We start from the raw sequence: 15,178 nt of genomic DNA on the forward strand, positions 1-15,178 counted from the left end.
CGCAGGGCAGGTTCCGGTCAGGAGTTATTCAGGCCGGGGGACGCCCTCTATCCGACGCTGATAGTAGGGGATCATGCGTCCCCGGCACGCGATTTACGATTTTTCGGTATCGCGCGGCCGCCGTACCCTGCGGACCACCATGTGCCGTCCGAGCAGCACCGAGCCCGGCACCACCACCAGACCCAGCAGGCTGGACCCCAGTCCGAGGCCGACGTCGGCGTCCAGCAGCCCGTCGCCGTCGCCGCTGAGGATGGGCACGTTCACCGACACCTTGACCGAGAGGGAGACGAGCGGCTCCCTGTTCCTGGTGGCCGGCGGCGTGCCGGGATCGGGCGCGCTCGTGGTCGGCGGCTGGGTGACGGGCGGGTCGCTGTCGGGCGGGTCGCTGTCCGGCGGCCTGGTCGTGGGCGGCGCGCTGGTGGGCGGCCGTGTGGTGGGCCGGACGGTACGCGTGGGCGGGCGCGTCGTCGGCCGGTCGGTCGGCTCCGGCGTGCCCGGGGACGGTTCGGGTCGGCCCGTGGTCGGACGGGGTTCAACCGTGGGTGGAGTGGTCGGCTGACCGGCGTCCGTGATGGGCGGCGTACCGCGGAGAGACTCGGGCGGGGTCGGCACGGGCGTGGCGGACGTCGGCGAGGCAGGCGGCTCGGTACGCGGCGGGGCGGATGTGGCGGGCGGCAGGGCGGCGCCGCTCCTGGGGCTGGGAGAGTCGTTCCAGATCACGAACGTCGACACCACCGCCGCCGCGGTCGCCAGCACCAGCCCGCCCGTCACCGCGAACTTGGTCACCGGCGTGAGCGTGCTGTGGAACAGGCTCGTGCCGCTGTCGGCGACCGGTTGCGGCTTCGGCAGCAACGCGGCCAGCGGCACGGTCAGGAGCCCGAGCCCGGCCCGCCCGCGGTGCTCCCATTCGTCCCCGTACGCGGCGAGCGCGACCTCCTCCAACTCGGTCAGGAACGCCTCCGCCGACTCGGGCCGGTTCGCGGGGTCCTTGGCCAGCCCGTGCTCGACCAGCGGCCGCAGCGGCTCGTCGACGTCCTCGATCGGGGGCGGCACGCGCTGGTGCTGGTAGGCGAGGGCGGCCACGTTCTCGCCCTGGAAGGCCCGGTGCCCGGTCAGGCACTCGAAGAACACCAGCGCGGCGGCGTAGACGTCGGTCGCCGGGCTGGCCGGGGCGTCGTCCCACTGCTCGGGCGCCATGTAGTAGGGAGTGCCGGCCAGGTCGGCGGTCTCCCCGAAGTGCGCCGCGACGCCGAAGTCGACCAGCTTGCTGTCGCCGTCCTGGGTGATGATGACGTTCTCGGGTTTGAAGTCGCGGTGCACGACTCCGCGCCGGTGGGCCTCGGCCAGCCCGAGCAGCGCCCCCTTCAGCACGGCGAGCGCGGCTTCCGCGCCGGTCCCGCCCTCGTGCTCCAGCAGCCGCCGCAGCGTGACGCCGTCGACCAGCTCCATCACGATGACGGCGTCGTCCTCGTCTTCGACGTAGTCCAGCACGCGGGCGGTGTGAGGGCTGTCGATCTCCCGGATGAGCAGGGCCTCCGCCCTGAACCTCGAGACGAACCCCTCGTCCTCGCGCAGCGCCTCGGACAGGTGCTTGATGGCGACCGCCTGGCCGTCGGAGTCCCGTACGGCGAGCATCACCCGGCCTGTCCCGCCGTGTCCGAGTTCCCGGATCTCGGTGTAGCCGGGAACCTGCATGTGGGACCTCCTGACCGGATAAAGATCCTTATGTCAGGAAGTTAGCCGGTGTCACGCCATGTGTCGAGCCCCTCCTCACGAGTAACCACACCCCTGCCGCAATCGGTATTTTTACTACTTTCTATAGTAGGTGCGTGTCGCTTACCGATCATTTGCGCCAGTGGCTCGGCGCGTGGCCGCCAGAGGAGAAACTGCACATCACGGGCTCGGCGCGGCGCACGACGCCCGCCTGGGACGGCCGGATCCACCCGGCGCTGGGCGTGGGCACGCCGGACGGCGCCGTCCTGTCGGTGCCGCCGGAGCACGTGACCCGGGTAGCGGCCGCCCGCACGCGCGCGGAGATCCCGAAGCTCATCGGGTACGGCGAACGCGCCTGGTTCGAGGCCGTCTTCCGCTGGACCACCAGCCCGGCCCCGCTGGCGGACGCCGGGGATTGGCTGCCCGCCACCGCCCCGGGCGTTCCCGGCTGGCTGCATCCCTTCGGCGGCGACGTGCTGGTGGCCGTGGATCCCGGCACGGGCGACCACCTCGCCGGGGTCGGGATCAAGCGGCACGACGCGTACGGGCACGAGCTGTCGGTGGTGACGACCCCGGCGGCGCGCGGGCGCGGGCTGGCCAGGCGGCTGGTGGCGCAGGCGGCCCGGCGGGTGCTGGACGAGGGCGCGGTACCCACGTACCTGCACGCCGTCACGAACACCGCCTCAGCGGCCGTGGCCACCGCGGCCGGTTTCCCCGACCGGGGCTGGACCGCCTTCGGCGTCGCCGAGAAGTGACCGGGTCAGGCGGCGGGCCGGGCCGGGTGGGTGGTCAAGTAGGCGCGGACGTTCTCCGCCGCCGACCGGCCGGCGCGGTTGGCCCCGATCGTGCTGGCGGAGGGTCCGTAGCCGACGAGCTGGAGCCGGGGTTCCTTGACGGCCTGGGTGCCGTCCACCATGATGCCGCCGCCCGGCTCCCTGAGGCGCAGCGGCGCGAGGTGATCCAACGCCGACCGGAAACCGGTGGCCCAGATGATCGTGTCCGCCGCCATGTACCGCCCTTCGGACCAGGCGACCCCGTCCCTGGTGATGCGGTGGAACATCGGGAGCCGGTCCAGCGCCCCCTTCGCCAGCGCCTCCAGCACGACCGGGCTGTGGCCGAGGCCGGTGACGCTGACCACGCTCTGCGGCGTGAGCCCCGCGCGGACGCGTTCCTCGACCAGGGCGACGGCCTCGCGCCTGGCGTTCTCGCCGAAGTCGTCCTCCCGGAAGTCGGGCACCCGCCGCGTGACCCAGGCCGTGCTCGCGGCGATCCCGGCGATCTCGGACAGGACGTGCATCGCCGAGTGCCCGCCGCCCACCACGACCACCTGCCGCCCCGCGAACTCCGCCGGCCCCCGATAGCTCGCATAGTGCAACTGCCGCCCGGCGAACTCGGCCGCGCCCGGATAGTACGGCCAGTGCGGGCGCGTCCAGGTGCCGGTCGCGTTGACCACGGCCCGGGCAGCCCACTCCCCCGTGTCCGTCTCGACCATCAGCCGGTCACCCTCCCCGCGCCGGACGCCCGTGACCTTGACCGGTCGTACCACGTCCAGCCCGAGACCCTCCTCGTAGGAGGCGTAATACGCGGGAACCACCTCGGAGACCGGCCGCCGACCCTCTACACCCGGCTGACGGCGCACGCCGGGCAGGTCGAAGATGCCGTGCACCTTGTCCATGGTCAGCGAGGGCGACCGATGCCGCCACGCCCCTCCCGCCCCCTCGGCGGCGTCCAGCACGACCGGCTCGAACCCGAACCGCCGCACGAAGTACGCGCTGGACAGCCCCGCCTGCCCGGCGCCGATCACCACAACCTCGGTCTCCTCCACGCTCAGCTGAAACCGCCGGCGGCCCCACGCTCTTCCCGGCCCGCCTCCGACACGGGAGCCGTGGACCCCCGGACGACCAGCTCGGTGGCGAGTTCGACGTGATGGGAGTCGACCCTCTCCCCCGCCGCCAGGCGCAGCGCCGTGCGCAGGGCCACCCCGCCCATCTCCTGCAGCGGCTGCCGGACGGTGGTCAGCTGCGGCGAGGCCAGCTGGGCGTTCTGCGTGTCGTCGAACCCCACGATGCTGAGGTCCTCGGGAATGCGCAGCCCGCGCGCCCGGGCCGCCTCCATGATCCCGAGCGCCATCTCGTCACAACCGGCGAAGATGGCGGTAGGAGCCTGCGGCAGGTCGAGCACGGCCGCCCCGTGCACCAGCCCGTCGTGGTAGCGGAAGTGCCCGGACTGCACGTAGCCGGGGATCACGGGTGCTCCCTCGGCCTCCATGGCGGCCCGGTAGCCGGCCACGCGCGCCTGGTTGCAGGCCGCCGTCGCCGGGCCGCCGATGTAGGCGATGCGCCGGTGACCTTGCGAGAGCAGGTGGTGGGTGGCGGCCAGCCCGCCGGCGAAGTTGGTCGAGCCGATGCTGGTCACGCGGGTGCGCGGCAGGTTCAGCGGGTCGATCACGACCAGCGGCACCCGGGCCCGCGACAGCGCCGTCAGTTGCCGGGCGGTCAGCTCGGTGGTGACGGCGATCAGCGCCCGCCGCCCGGCGGAGGCCAGGTCGCGGGCCCACCCGGCGGTGCGGTCCGCGCCCTTCCTGATGCTCACGACGACCCCGACCCCGGCCTCGGCCCCGGCCGCCACCGCCCCCTGGATGATCTCGGTCGAGTACGCGTTCAGATCCGCGTCGAACTGCACCTCGATCTCGCCGACCCTGGTCACCTCGACCCGCCGGGGCGCGGGAGCGACGTACTCGTGCTGCTGCAACAGCGACTGCACCAGCGACCGGGTGGCCGGCGCGACGTCGCTGCGCCCGTTGAGCACCTTGGACACGGTCGCCACCGACACGCCCGCCGACGCCGCGACGGTGGCCAGTGTGGCCCTCCTGGGACCGGCCGGCATCTCGCGCCTAGGACTGACCGGCATCTCCACCCCCTTGCCGCACAGCGGATCCCACATCCACGGGCGTGACAAGCCGCCGGCCGCGGCCGGCGTGCCGCAGCGGGCCGGTCAATCGTACGCGGCCACGGCACGGCAGATCGGCCGCCGACGTGCCGACGAGCACCTCGACGTCCCCGGGCTCGACGATCCGCCGCAGGTCGCGCCCGGTGAACGCGGTCCGGTCCGCGTGCACGTGGAAACGCACGTCCGTGGCCTCGCCTGCATCCAGCCGGATCCGGGCGAACCCGGCGAGCTGCCGCACCGGGCGGGTGACCTGGGCGAGCACGTCGTGCAGGTAGAGCTGGACGACCTCGTCGCCCGCCCGGCCGCCGGTGTTGCGGACGCGCACGGACACGGTGAACTCCCCGTCCGTGGGCACCTCGGTGGCGGACCCGGCCACATCAGGCTCGGTGGCGGACCCGGCCACATCAGGCTCGGCCGCGCTGATCCGCAGGTCATCGACCTCGAAGGTGGTGTAGGAGGCGCCGTACCCGAACGGGAACAGCGGCGTCGGGTCGAGGTTGCTGATGCCGTGGCTGTTGGCTCCCAGCGGCGGCTGCAGGTAGGTGCCCGGCTGCCCGCCGGGGCTGCCGGGAATCTGCACGGGCAGCCTGCCGCCGGGCTGGACCCGGCCGGAGAGCACCCCGGCGATCGCCGCCCCGCCCTCCTCGCCGGGCATGAACGCCTGGACGAGCGCGGCGGCGCCGGCGTGCACGTCGCCCAGCGCGTACGGGCGGCCGGCGACGACCACCACGACGACCGGCGTGCCCGTGGCGAAGAGCTCGGCCAGCAGCTCGGCCTGCACCCCTGGCAGCCGGAGGTCCTCGGCGTCGCAACCCTCGCCCGAGGTGCCCTGCCCGAACAGGCCCGCCAGGTCCCCCACGACGGCCACGCACAGATCGGCCGAGCGCGCCGCGGCCACCGCGGCGGGGAAGCCCGAGCGGTCCGAGCCCCGCACGTCGCAGCCCCGTTCGGCGGAGATCGCGGCGTCCGGCAGCTCCGCGCGCAGCGCGTCGAGCACGCTCGGCGCCTCGACGCCGAGCCCGAGCCGCGGGTGCCGGGGCAACACGTGGTTGGGGAAGGCGTAGCAGCCCATGAAGGTACGGGGGTCGTCCGCGCCGGGTCCAACGACCGCGACGCGGCCCGGCCCGGGACGGCCCTCGCCGAGCAGGGGCAGGGCGGTCCCGGCGTCGAGCAGGATGACGGACCGCTCGGCCATCTCCCGAGCCAGGGCCCGGTTGGACGGCGAGTCCAGATCCACAGGAGAGGCGACCGCGCCAGGCGAGACCTCCGGATCGGCGGCGGCGACCGAGCGCTCCGGCGTCCAGTCCGGGTCGAGCAGCCCGAGCTGCACCTTCTGGGTGAGCAGGCGGCGCGCCGCCCGGTCGATCAGGGACTCCGGCAGCTCGCCCCGCCGCACCCGCTCGACCAGGTGCTGCCCGAAGCCCAGCGTGTCGGGCAGTTCGACGTCGACACCCGCGGCCAGCGCCAGGGCGCCCGCTTCGTCGGTGTCGGCCGCGACCTCATGCATCGTGGCCAGGAACGGCACGGCCCAGTAGTCCGAGACGACGGTCCCGGTGAACCCCCACTCCTCCCGCAGCACCTCGGTCAGCAACCAGGAGTCGGCCACAGCGGGCACGCCGTCCACGTCGGCGTAGGAGTTCATCACCGAGCGCGCCCCGCCCAGAGTCACGGCCGTCTCGAACGGCGGCAGGATCATGTCCATCAACTCCCGCCGCCCCATCGGCACGGGACCGTGGTTGCGGGCCGCCCGCGAGGCGGAGTATCCGGCGAAGTGCTTGAGGGTGGCGATGATCCCGGCGCTCTCCAGCCCGCGGACGTAGGCGGCGCCCAGCATCGAGACGAGGTAGGGATCCTCACCCATCGTCTCCTCGACCCGGCCCCAGCGGTAGTCGCGCACGACGTCCAGCACCGGGGACAGACCCTGGTGCACGCCCACGGCGGCCATGTCGCGCCCGATCGCGGAGGCCATCCGCTCCACCAGCCCGGGGTCGAACGTGGCCGCCCAGGCGATGGCCGCCGGATAGACGGTCGCGCCGTAGGTGGTGAACCCGGTCAGGCACTCCTCGTGGACGAGCGCCGGGATGCCGAGCCGGGAGCTTCCGACCACCGCGCGCTGCAGGCGTACCACCTCCGCGGCGCCCTCGGCCGCGGTCACGGGAACGCTGCCGAACACGCGGGTCAGGTGGCCGAGCCCGTGGCGGACCGCCTCTTCGAGGGGCACGGTCCCTGAGGCCGCGAACACGTCCTGCAGCGGCGCCACGTTGAGCGGGTCGGCGTCCTGCTCCGGCTCCTCGTCCTGCATGTCGTTGCCGATCCACCGGCTGCCGAGCTGGCCGACCTTCTCCTCCAGGGTCAGCTCCGCAAGGAGGGCGTCGACTCGCTCGGCCACGGGAAGGGCCGGGTCCTGCCATGGGCGAAGGACCTGGTCCGCCGCGGGGGTCCGATCAAGAGCCGTCATCTGCTGCTCTCCTTAAGAGGTGGTTTCTGTCGCAAGATTTTCGAAATATTTCGATCCTCGGGCCGCCTCCGCGACGAAATCTCCGCGCTGCTCGAAAATCGGCCACAAGCTCGCGCGAGAGTACTTTACACGCGCCATTGCCAAGGTGGAGAGTGGTTTCCGGGTCGACGGGCCTTGACACGCCCTTGGTCCAAACCTAGATTGGCGAAACCCTGCGGTCATGTCGAAAATGTTTCGGATAGCTGACTCAAGGAGGAGTGGAGGAGTGGCATCGGCAGGTGCCGATCCCCCGACCGCCGGCCACCGCATCCGATGATCAACGAGCCGCGGCCCCAGCGGCATTCGAGTACGGAGATCAGCGTGGAGTCCAGGACAACGTCTCGCCGCACCTTCCTCACCCTCTCGATGGGCCTCCCTCTGGGAGCCGCGCTCGCCGCCTGCGGCAGCTCGGGGCCGACCAGACCCGGCGCCACCAGTGGCGGAGGCGGCGGCGGCGGTGCCACCTACTGGTACCTGTCGACCCAGCCTCAGGAAGGTGTGCGCACCAGGACCGTGGAGCGGTTCAACAAGGCCAACCCCAACGGCAAGATCACGGGGACGACCTTCCAGAACGACGCCTACAAGACGAAGATCAAGACGGCCATCGGCGCCGGCCAGGCGCCCACGCTCATCTGGGGCTGGGGCGGCGGCACGCTGCGCAGCTACGTGCAGGCGGGCCAGGTCGACGACCTCACCTCGTGGTTCGACCAGAACCCCGCCGTCAAAGACCGGCTGTTCCCCTCCTCCTTCGGCGCCGCCACCATCGACGGCAAGATCTACGCGATGCCCTGCGAGACGGTACAGCCGATCGTCCTCTACTACGACAAGCGGGCGTTCGAGAAGATCGGCGCCCAGCCGCCCCAGACCTGGGGCGACATCATGGACCTGGTGCCCAAGTTCAACGCCAAGGGCATCGCGCCGTTCTCCCTCGGCGGGCAGTCGCGCTGGACCAACATGATGTGGCTGGAGTTCCTCTTCGACCGCATGGGCGGCCCCGAGGTGTTCCAGGCGGTGTTCGACGGCGAGAAGGACGCCTGGTCCAACCCGATCGCCATCGACGGCCTCACCAAGGTGCAGGACCTGGTCAAGGCCAACGGGTTCATCAAGGGCTTCTCCTCGATCACCGCCGACTCGAACGCCGACCAGGCCCTGCTGTACACGGGCAAGGCCGCGATGATGCTGCACGGCGGCTGGACGTACGGCAGCATGTCCACCGACGGCGGCGACTTCGTCTCCGGCGGCCACCTCGGCTACATGAACTTCCCGCCGGTCGACGGCGGCAAGGGCGACCCCAGCAACACCGTCGGCAACCCCGGCCAGTACCTGTCGATCTCCTCCAAGGCCACCCCCGAGCAGAAGGAGATCGCCAAGAAGTTCCTCGCCACCGAGTTGATGGGCGACACGGCGATGAAGGAGTGGGCCGCGATCGGCTCGGTGCCGGTGGTCAAGGGGTCCGACGCCTCGTTCGCCGGCACCAAGGACGCCGACTTCCTGAACTTCGTCTACGGCATCTCCGTCAACGCCAAGTCGTTCGCCCAGTCCTGGGACCAGGCGCTCAGCCCGACCGCCGCGGAGACGCTGCTCGACAACATCTCCAAGCTGTTCCAGCTGTCGATCTCGCCGCAGCAGTTCGCCACGAACATGAACGCGGTCATCGGCCAGTGAGCGCGGTCGCGACCCCCGCCACAACCACCGCCGCGGCCACCCCGCGAAAGGGCCGTGGCGGCTCGCTCGCGTGGCTGGCCGTGCCGGCCCTGGTGTTCTTCGTCGGCTTCGGCGTGATCCCGCTCGTAGGGGTCCTCGTGCTCAGCTTCACCTCCTGGGACGGTCTCGGCGACATCAGCTTCGCGGGCTTCGGCAGCTGGCGGACCGTCCTCGCCGATCCCGGGCTGCCGCACGCGCTGTGGGTGACGTTCCTGGTGATGGCCGCGTCCTGGGCGGTCCAGACGCCCGCGAGCATCCTGCTCGGCGTGTTCCTGGCGGGCAAGCAGCGCTACCGCGGGGTCCTGTCGGTGCTGTACTTCATCCCGCTGCTGCTCAGCTCGGCGGCCATCGCGATCACGTACAAGGCGCTGCTCGACCCGAACTTCGGGCTCGGCGCCGGGCTGCAGCTCCCGCTGCTCACGCAGGACTGGCTCGGCGAGCCGTGGCTCGCCTTCAGCGTCGTGATCTTCGTGGTGTCGTGGCAGTTCATCCCGTTCCACTCGCTCATCTACCAGGGCGGCGTACGGCAGATCCCGCGTTCCATGTACGAGGCCGCGGAGCTGGACGGCGCCGGCCGGGTGCGCAAGTTCTTCAGCATCACCCTGCCGCAGCTCAAGTACACGATCATCACCTCCTCGACCCTCATGGTCGTCGGCTCGCTGACCTTCTTCGACCTGATCTTCGTGTTGACCGCGGGCGGGCCGGCGGACGCCACCCGAGTGCTCGCCCTGGACATGTACAAGCGCGGATTCCAGGCCAACCTCATGGGCCCGGCCAGCGCGATCGCAGTCATCCTGGTCCTCGTGGGCCTCGTGCTGGCGCTGGTGCTGCGCCGGCTCGGCGGCCGCGACGCCTCCGCAAGCCAGCTGGAAGGGGCCTGATCCATGGCGACCACCCTGACCAAGGGTTCCGACCGGACGGCCGCGACCGAGCCCCGGCCCACCCCGGGCCCGGTCGCGGGTCACCGCAACTGGCTGGGCGGCGCGGCGGGCTGGATCTGGCTGGCGGTCGTGATCGTGCCGATCTACTGGATCGTCATCACCAGCTTCAAGTCGCAGAGCAACTACTACGCGGAGAACCCGCTCGCACCGCCGGGCGAGCCGACGCTGGACAACTACCGGCTGGTCATCGAGTCCGACTTCGCGCAATATTTCCTGAACAGCGTCATCGCCACCCTGGGGGCCGTGATCCCGGCGGTGCTGTTCAGCTTCATGGCGGCCTACGCGATCGTCCGCGGCGGCGCCAGCCGGTTCCTGCGCTGGACGAACTCGCTCTTCCTCATGGGCCTGGCCATCCCGCTGCAGGCGACGATCATCCCGATCTACCTGATCATCATCAGGCTGCACCTCTACGACACCCTGCTGGCCCTGATCCTGCCGTCGATCGCCTTCGCCATCCCCCTGTCGGTGCTGGTCCTGGCGAACTTCATCCGCGACGTGCCCAAGGAGCTGTTCGACTCGATGCGGATCGACGGCGCCGGCGAGCAGGCGACGTTGTGGCGGCTGGCGTTCCCGCTGACCCGGCCGGCCATCGTGACGGTGACGATCTACAACGCGCTGACGATCTGGAACGGGTTCCTGCTGCCGCTGATCCTCACCCAGAGCCCCGACAAGCGCACCCTGCCGCTGGCGCTGTGGAGCTTCCAGGGCCAGTACAGCGTGAACGTGCCCGCGGTGCTCGCCTCCGTCCTCCTCACCACACTCCCCATCCTGATCCTGTACGTGGTGGGCCGCCGCCAACTCCTCAGCGGCCTGACCGCGGGCTTCGGCAAGTGAGCCCGAGCCTGATCAGCGGCGTGAGCCGAACGCCACGGCCGTGGTCGAGGCGATCGCCGTCACCAGCACCACCGTGAGCAGGACGGTGGTCATCGGGTTCTTGCGGCGGGGCGGCGCGGCCAAGCGCTTGACGTGCGACCGGGGCGTCACCGTCGGGGTGGGCGTCGGCGTGCGGAAGGGCGTCGCGCGGGGCGCGGGCAGCCGGGGAGCCGTATGCGGTCTCCTGCGCGGGCACTCCCCCACCACGACCCGGCCCGTGCACACCGCGTCGCGGTAGACCGTCACCTGGGGCAGCGTGACCTCGGGCGCCGCCCTGCGCTTGGCCGGCGGGACCGAGATCGACACCCCGGGGACGGGTTTGCGCCACGTCTTCACCCTGGGCACGGACACCCTGGGTCCCACGGTGACGCCCTTGGGCGGTGCGGGCGGGCGTACGGACACCTGCGGGACCGGGCGGGGCTCACGGTCGGCCGCCGCCGGGCCCGCGGCGCCCGCCGCGAGCAGGGCGGCGGCGAGCAGCAGCGGCGCGCGCCTGACGGCCACGATCACAGTCCCCCGGCGATCCGCGTGAACTCCTGCAGCGCCCCCTGGAACGCGTCGGGCCCGACGGCCAGCGGCCCGGCGAAGGCGCGGGAGATGTCCCACGTCAGGTAGACGCCGAAGCCGAGCAGCCCGGCCATGGCCACCAGCGGCAGGATCGCCAGCCCGCGCGGCCTGGCCCCGGCCAGGAACGGGAACACGATGACCACCGCGGCGGTGAGGATCGTCAGGAGCAGCAGCCCCTCGGGAGGCGAAGCGGCGGCGTCGGCGGCGCGCTGGGCGCGGGCGGTGGAGATGGCCCTGATGTGCTCCAGCACGGTGGCCTTGGCGTCCTCCTCGTCGTCGCCGCTCACTTGGAGGGCGTTGACGCGGCCGCGCAGCTCGTCCATCCTGGCGGCGCCGACGGGGTCCATCTTGCCCTCGGCCATGAGCGGCCACTCGTCCCTGACCACGAACGTGACGTAGTCGCGCAGCGCCGTGCGCACCTGCTGGGGTGCGGTGCCGGGCAGGGCGTCGGCCGCCCAGTAGGCGTCGACCGCGGACTGGCTCTCTGCGTGGATGTTGAGGCGGGCGGCGTCGGCCGTGGTCCAGGGCACGATGATCGCGATGGCGAACACCAGCAGGAACATGGCCGACAACATCGCCCCCGCGTGCGCGGCGGACGGCCCGTTGGGATCGCGGTCCTCACCTGCCCTCTTCACCCGCCTGAACACCAGCGCGGTGAGCGCCACCGCGCCCACCGCCGCCAAGATCGAGAGCGTGTACGCCACCATGAAGATCTCCCGAACCTCTCCGGATACGCAACGTCACATTACTATCACACAGCGCAATGATGGCGTCAGGCCCTGAAAGGTAAAGCCCCGGGCAAGCCCATCGGGGTACATGCCCGGCCGGCCCGCTGTCCGTGGCGTCAGGGCAGGTCCCAGGGATTCGCCCTGGAGTACGGCCCCTCGAGCACCCGCAGCAACTCCAGCCACCCGTGGAACGGCTCGGGACGCTCGGAGCCCTCCCGGGTGACCTGCCCGTGGACCCCGTCCATGCCGTACTCCAGCTCCACAACGAAGCGCATCACGCCTCCCGGCTCACCCGCGAGCGTAGGGAGGCGGGCCGCCTCGGCGCCTTAGGGCGGCACCTGGGGATATCCCCTGGTTTTCTCCGGATGCCGGACGAAAGGGGCAGGCAAGTCTTACTTGAGCCGTCCGCCATGCCGCGCGAGGTTGGGATACCCAGGGTTCGGAGGCCGGTCATGGCTGAGCGGAGTGCGACGTTCGTCGGGCGCGATCACGAGCTCCAACGCCTCGGCGAGGAGTTCGGCCACGCCCGCGCCGGGCTGCCCAGGCTGGTGGTGGTCGAGGGGGCGGCGGGGATCGGGAAGACGACCCTGATCCATCGGTTCCTGGAGACGTGCGGCACGGCCGCCGACGTGTTGTTCACCGATGGCGACGAAAGCGAGGCGCTGCTCCCGTACGGGACGCTGACCAGGCTGTTCGGCGGGCTGCCTGCACAGCTCGCGGCGGTCGTCGCGCCCGCGCCGGCGGATCCGCTGGCGGTCGGCGCGGCGCTGCTCGACGTGCTGAGCGAGCGGCAGCTCAGCGTGCCGATCTGCCTGGTCGTGGACGACGTGCACTGGGCGGACGCGCCGACGTTGCGGGCGCTGACGTTCTGCCTGCGCAGGCTGCGGGTGGACCGGGTGCTGACGGTGCTCATGCTGCGCGACGCCGCCCTGCTGCCCGGCCCCGAAGGGTTGCGGCGGCTGATCGCCGCCGACTCCACGCTCAGGCTACGGCTGTCCGGGTTGCGGGCGCCCGAGGTGGCGGCCCTGGTCACCGGCCTGGGCGGCGGGCCGGTGTCGCAGCTGGCGGTGGCGCGGCTGGTCACGCACACCGAGGGCGTGCCGCTGCACCTGCGGGCGCTGCTGGAGGAGGTGCCGCTGGAGGCGCTGGACGACCTGGCGCAGCCGCTGCCGGCGCCGCGCTCGTACACGATGCTGGTGCTGGCCAAGGTGGCCAGGTGCGCGGCGCCGGTGCGCGAGCTGGTCAGCGCGTTGAGCGTACTGGGCATGTCGAGCCCGCTGCACCTGGCGGCCCGGGTGGCGGGGGTGGAGCAGCCGTTGCAGGCGCTGGAGCAGGCGGTGAGCGAGGGCGTGTTGCTGGAACGGTCCTCCGCGCGCGGGCCCGTGGCGGCGTTCGGGCATCCGCTGATCAGGGCAGCCGTCTACCGCGACCTCGGCCCCGCGCACCGCTCGGCGCTGCACGCGCGGGCGGCGCTGGCGGCCGAGGGCGAGCAGGCGCGGCTGCGGCACCGCATCGAGGCGGTGGCCGGCCCCAGCCCCGAGCTGGCCGGCGAGCTGGCGGAGCTGGGCAGGGAGCAGGTACGGCTCGGCGCGTTCGGCAGCGCGGCCGAGCACCTGAAGGCGGCGGCGGAGCTGTCGGGCGATCCGGCGCCGCTGGCCGCCGAGGCGGTGGAGGCGCTGCTGCTGGACGGGCGGGTGGAGGAGGCGACCCGGCTGACCGCGAGCCTGCCCGCGCAGGCCCACCCCGCGGTACGCGGCTACGCGCTCGGCCACCTGGCCATGGTGCGCGGACACGTCGAGGAGGCCAAGGCGCAACTCACCACCGCCTGGGAGCAAGCGGGCCCGCCCGAGTCGGGTCTGGCCGCGCGGGCGGCGCAGCAGCTGGCCATGCTCTGCCTGGTCAGGGCCGAGGGCGGGCAGGCGGCCCGCTGGGCGGAGCGGGCCAGGAGCTCGCCCGGCTACCGCTTCAGCATCGACTACAACCGCTACACCCAGCTCGTCGGGCTGGGCATCTCGGGCGAGATCGAGGCGGCGCTGACCGCGACCAGGGACCTGCCGCCACCCTCGGCCGCGACGATCGCCGAGCTGGACGCGCTGCTCGGGCGCGGGCTGCTGCGGACGTTCAGCGACGACCTGGCGGGCGGGCTGGCCGACCTGTCGGGCACGGTGGCCGCGTGCGGGGAACGCTCGGTGCCGTTCCGCATGCTGGCCATGGCGATGCTGGGCCAGGTGGAGTACCGGGCGGGCCGCTGGGACGACGCGGTGCTGCACACCGAGACCGCGGCGTCGGTGGCCGACGACGCCGACCAGCAGTGGCTCTCGCCCGTCTGCCACGCGCTGGCCGCGCTGGTCCCGGCCGCCCGCGGCGACTGGCCGTCGGCCGAGGCGCACGTGGCGGCGGCCCTGTCGGGCAAGGGGGCGAGCGACGGGGCGGTGGCCTCCCTGGCGCACGCGTGCAGCGCCGCCGCCCACCTGGCCGCCGCCAGGGGAGACCACGCCCGTACGGTCGAGGCGCTGGAGCCGCTGGTGGCGGTGAAGACAAACGACATGGTGCACGAGCCCGGCATCGTGCAGTGGCTCGACCTGCTCGTCGACGCCCTGGCCGGGCTGGGCGAGCTGGACCGGGCCGACGAGTGCCTGGCCGAACTGGAGCGGGTGGCCGGGCGGCGCGGCCGGCGTTCGGCGCTGGCCACGGCGGCGCGCTGCCGGGGCGGCCTGCACGCGGCCCGCCACGAGAACGACCTGGCCGACGCCGCGTTCGCCGCCGGGCTCGGGCACGCGGGGGTGGCGGGGCTGCCGTTCGACGAGGCGCGGCTGCGGCTGGCGTACGGGAGCTTCCTGCGCCGGCTGGGGCGTCGCAAGCAGGCGCAGGCGCAGCTGGGGGCGGGGCTGGAGCTGTTCACCCGGCTGGGGGCGGTCCCCTACGTGCACCGGTGCGAGCGGGAGCTGAGCGCGTGCGGGCTGCCGCGGACGGAGTCGGGCGCCTCACCGCTGCTGGGGCTGACGCCGCAGGAGCAGGCGGTGGCGCGGCTGGTGGCGACCGGGATGACGAACCGGCAGGTGGCCAGGGAGCTGGTGCTGAGCGTGAAGACGATCGAATATCACCTGGGCAACGCCTATGCCAAGCTCGGGGTCAGCTCCCGGGTGGCGCTCACCACCAAGCTCATGGATTGAGAGGCGCCGGGGCTCACCTGCGATCCCGGCCCA

12 protein-coding genes are annotated in these 15,178 nt (G+C 72.4%); 5 read left to right on the top strand and 7 right to left on the bottom strand.

Annotated elements, in window-relative coordinates; all coding sequences use genetic code 11:
• Positions 1-93 precede the first annotated feature (93 nt).
• Positions 94-1,695: a serine/threonine-protein kinase gene (locus tag ACFLIM_RS21210; protein ID WP_393167938.1), complete on the bottom strand. Its 1,602-nt coding sequence runs from the start codon at positions 1,693-1,695 to the stop codon at positions 94-96.
• Positions 1,696-1,829: 134 nt separating this feature from the next.
• On the opposite strand from ACFLIM_RS21210, the gene ACFLIM_RS21215 reads away from it, so the two are divergent.
• Positions 1,830-2,468 carry a GNAT family N-acetyltransferase gene (locus ACFLIM_RS21215; protein WP_393167940.1) on the top strand — a complete coding sequence of 213 codons (639 nt, stop codon included), beginning with the start codon at positions 1,830-1,832 and terminating at the stop codon, positions 2,466-2,468.
• Between the two features lie 5 nt (positions 2,469-2,473).
• Here the strand turns inward: ACFLIM_RS21215 and ACFLIM_RS21220 are convergent, their stop codons facing one another.
• From ACFLIM_RS21220 to ACFLIM_RS21230, 3 genes are read right to left on the bottom strand one after another with little or no spacing between them, the layout of a single operon-like run.
• Entirely contained in the window at positions 2,474-3,538 is a 1,065-nt protein-coding gene (locus ACFLIM_RS21220; protein ID WP_393167942.1) for an NAD(P)-binding domain-containing protein, read from the bottom strand.
• A gap of 2 nt (positions 3,539-3,540) precedes the next feature.
• Positions 3,541-4,623, bottom strand: coding sequence for a LacI family DNA-binding transcriptional regulator (locus ACFLIM_RS21225; RefSeq protein WP_393167944.1), 1,083 nt, complete (start codon positions 4,621-4,623; stop codon positions 3,541-3,543).
• Entirely contained in the window at positions 4,607-7,120 is a 2,514-nt protein-coding gene (locus ACFLIM_RS21230; protein WP_393167946.1) for a glycoside hydrolase family 3 N-terminal domain-containing protein, read from the bottom strand. The genes ACFLIM_RS21225 and ACFLIM_RS21230 overlap by 17 nt, the downstream gene beginning before the upstream one ends.
• A gap of 360 nt (positions 7,121-7,480) precedes the next feature.
• Here ACFLIM_RS21230 and ACFLIM_RS21235 point away from each other — a divergent pair, with 360 nt between their 5' ends.
• Genes ACFLIM_RS21235 through ACFLIM_RS21245 form a run of 3 tightly spaced genes read left to right on the top strand, consistent with a single transcriptional unit; the run spans position 7,481 to position 10,638 of the window.
• Positions 7,481-8,824: an extracellular solute-binding protein gene (locus ACFLIM_RS21235; protein WP_393167948.1), complete on the top strand. Its 1,344-nt coding sequence runs from the start codon at positions 7,481-7,483 to the stop codon at positions 8,822-8,824.
• On the top strand, positions 8,821-9,744 hold the full coding sequence (locus ACFLIM_RS21240) for a carbohydrate ABC transporter permease (RefSeq protein WP_393167950.1): 924 nt from the start codon (positions 8,821-8,823) through the stop codon (positions 9,742-9,744). The genes ACFLIM_RS21235 and ACFLIM_RS21240 overlap by 4 nt, the downstream gene beginning before the upstream one ends.
• 3 nt (positions 9,745-9,747) lie before the next feature.
• Positions 9,748-10,638, top strand: a complete 891-nt coding sequence (locus ACFLIM_RS21245; RefSeq protein ID WP_393167952.1) for a carbohydrate ABC transporter permease — start codon at positions 9,748-9,750, stop codon at positions 10,636-10,638.
• Positions 10,639-10,650: 12 nt separating this feature from the next.
• Here the strand turns inward: ACFLIM_RS21245 and ACFLIM_RS21250 are convergent, their stop codons facing one another.
• From ACFLIM_RS21250 to ACFLIM_RS21260, 3 genes are all read right to left on the bottom strand, one after another.
• On the bottom strand, positions 10,651-11,181 hold the full coding sequence (locus ACFLIM_RS21250) for a hypothetical protein (RefSeq protein ID WP_393167954.1): 531 nt from the start codon (positions 11,179-11,181) through the stop codon (positions 10,651-10,653).
• Positions 11,182-11,183: 2 nt separating this feature from the next.
• Positions 11,184-11,951, bottom strand: coding sequence for a bestrophin-like domain (locus ACFLIM_RS21255; RefSeq protein ID WP_393167955.1), 768 nt, complete (start codon positions 11,949-11,951; stop codon positions 11,184-11,186).
• A gap of 137 nt (positions 11,952-12,088) precedes the next feature.
• On the bottom strand, positions 12,089-12,247 hold the full coding sequence (locus tag ACFLIM_RS21260; RefSeq protein ID WP_393167957.1) for a hypothetical protein: 159 nt from the start codon (positions 12,245-12,247) through the stop codon (positions 12,089-12,091).
• A 177-nt stretch (positions 12,248-12,424) separates the two neighbouring features.
• On the opposite strand from ACFLIM_RS21260, the gene ACFLIM_RS21265 reads away from it, so the two are divergent.
• Complete coding sequence (locus ACFLIM_RS21265) at positions 12,425-15,145, top strand: helix-turn-helix transcriptional regulator (RefSeq protein WP_393167959.1); 2,721 nt, start codon at positions 12,425-12,427, stop codon at positions 15,143-15,145.
• Positions 15,146-15,178 lie beyond the last annotated feature (33 nt).

This window comes from Nonomuraea marmarensis, assembly GCF_043197025.1.
GTDB classification, from domain to species: Bacteria; Actinomycetota; Actinomycetes; order Streptosporangiales; family Streptosporangiaceae; genus Nonomuraea; species Nonomuraea marmarensis.

Coding starts and splice junctions, on each gene's coding strand:
- ACFLIM_RS21210 (WP_393167938.1), bottom strand. CDS start 1,695: ATGCAGGTTCCCGGCTACACCGAGATCCGGGAACTCGGACACGGCGGG.
- ACFLIM_RS21225 (WP_393167944.1), bottom strand. CDS start 4,623: ATGCCGGTCAGTCCTAGGCGCGAGATGCCGGCCGGTCCCAGGAGGGCC.
- ACFLIM_RS21245 (WP_393167952.1), top strand. CDS start 9,748: ATGGCGACCACCCTGACCAAGGGTTCCGACCGGACGGCCGCGACCGAG.
- ACFLIM_RS21230 (WP_393167946.1), bottom strand. CDS start 7,120: ATGACGGCTCTTGATCGGACCCCCGCGGCGGACCAGGTCCTTCGCCCA.
- ACFLIM_RS21265 (WP_393167959.1), top strand. CDS start 12,425: ATGGCTGAGCGGAGTGCGACGTTCGTCGGGCGCGATCACGAGCTCCAA.
- ACFLIM_RS21255 (WP_393167955.1), bottom strand. CDS start 11,951: ATGGTGGCGTACACGCTCTCGATCTTGGCGGCGGTGGGCGCGGTGGCG.
- ACFLIM_RS21260 (WP_393167957.1), bottom strand. CDS start 12,247: ATGCGCTTCGTTGTGGAGCTGGAGTACGGCATGGACGGGGTCCACGGG.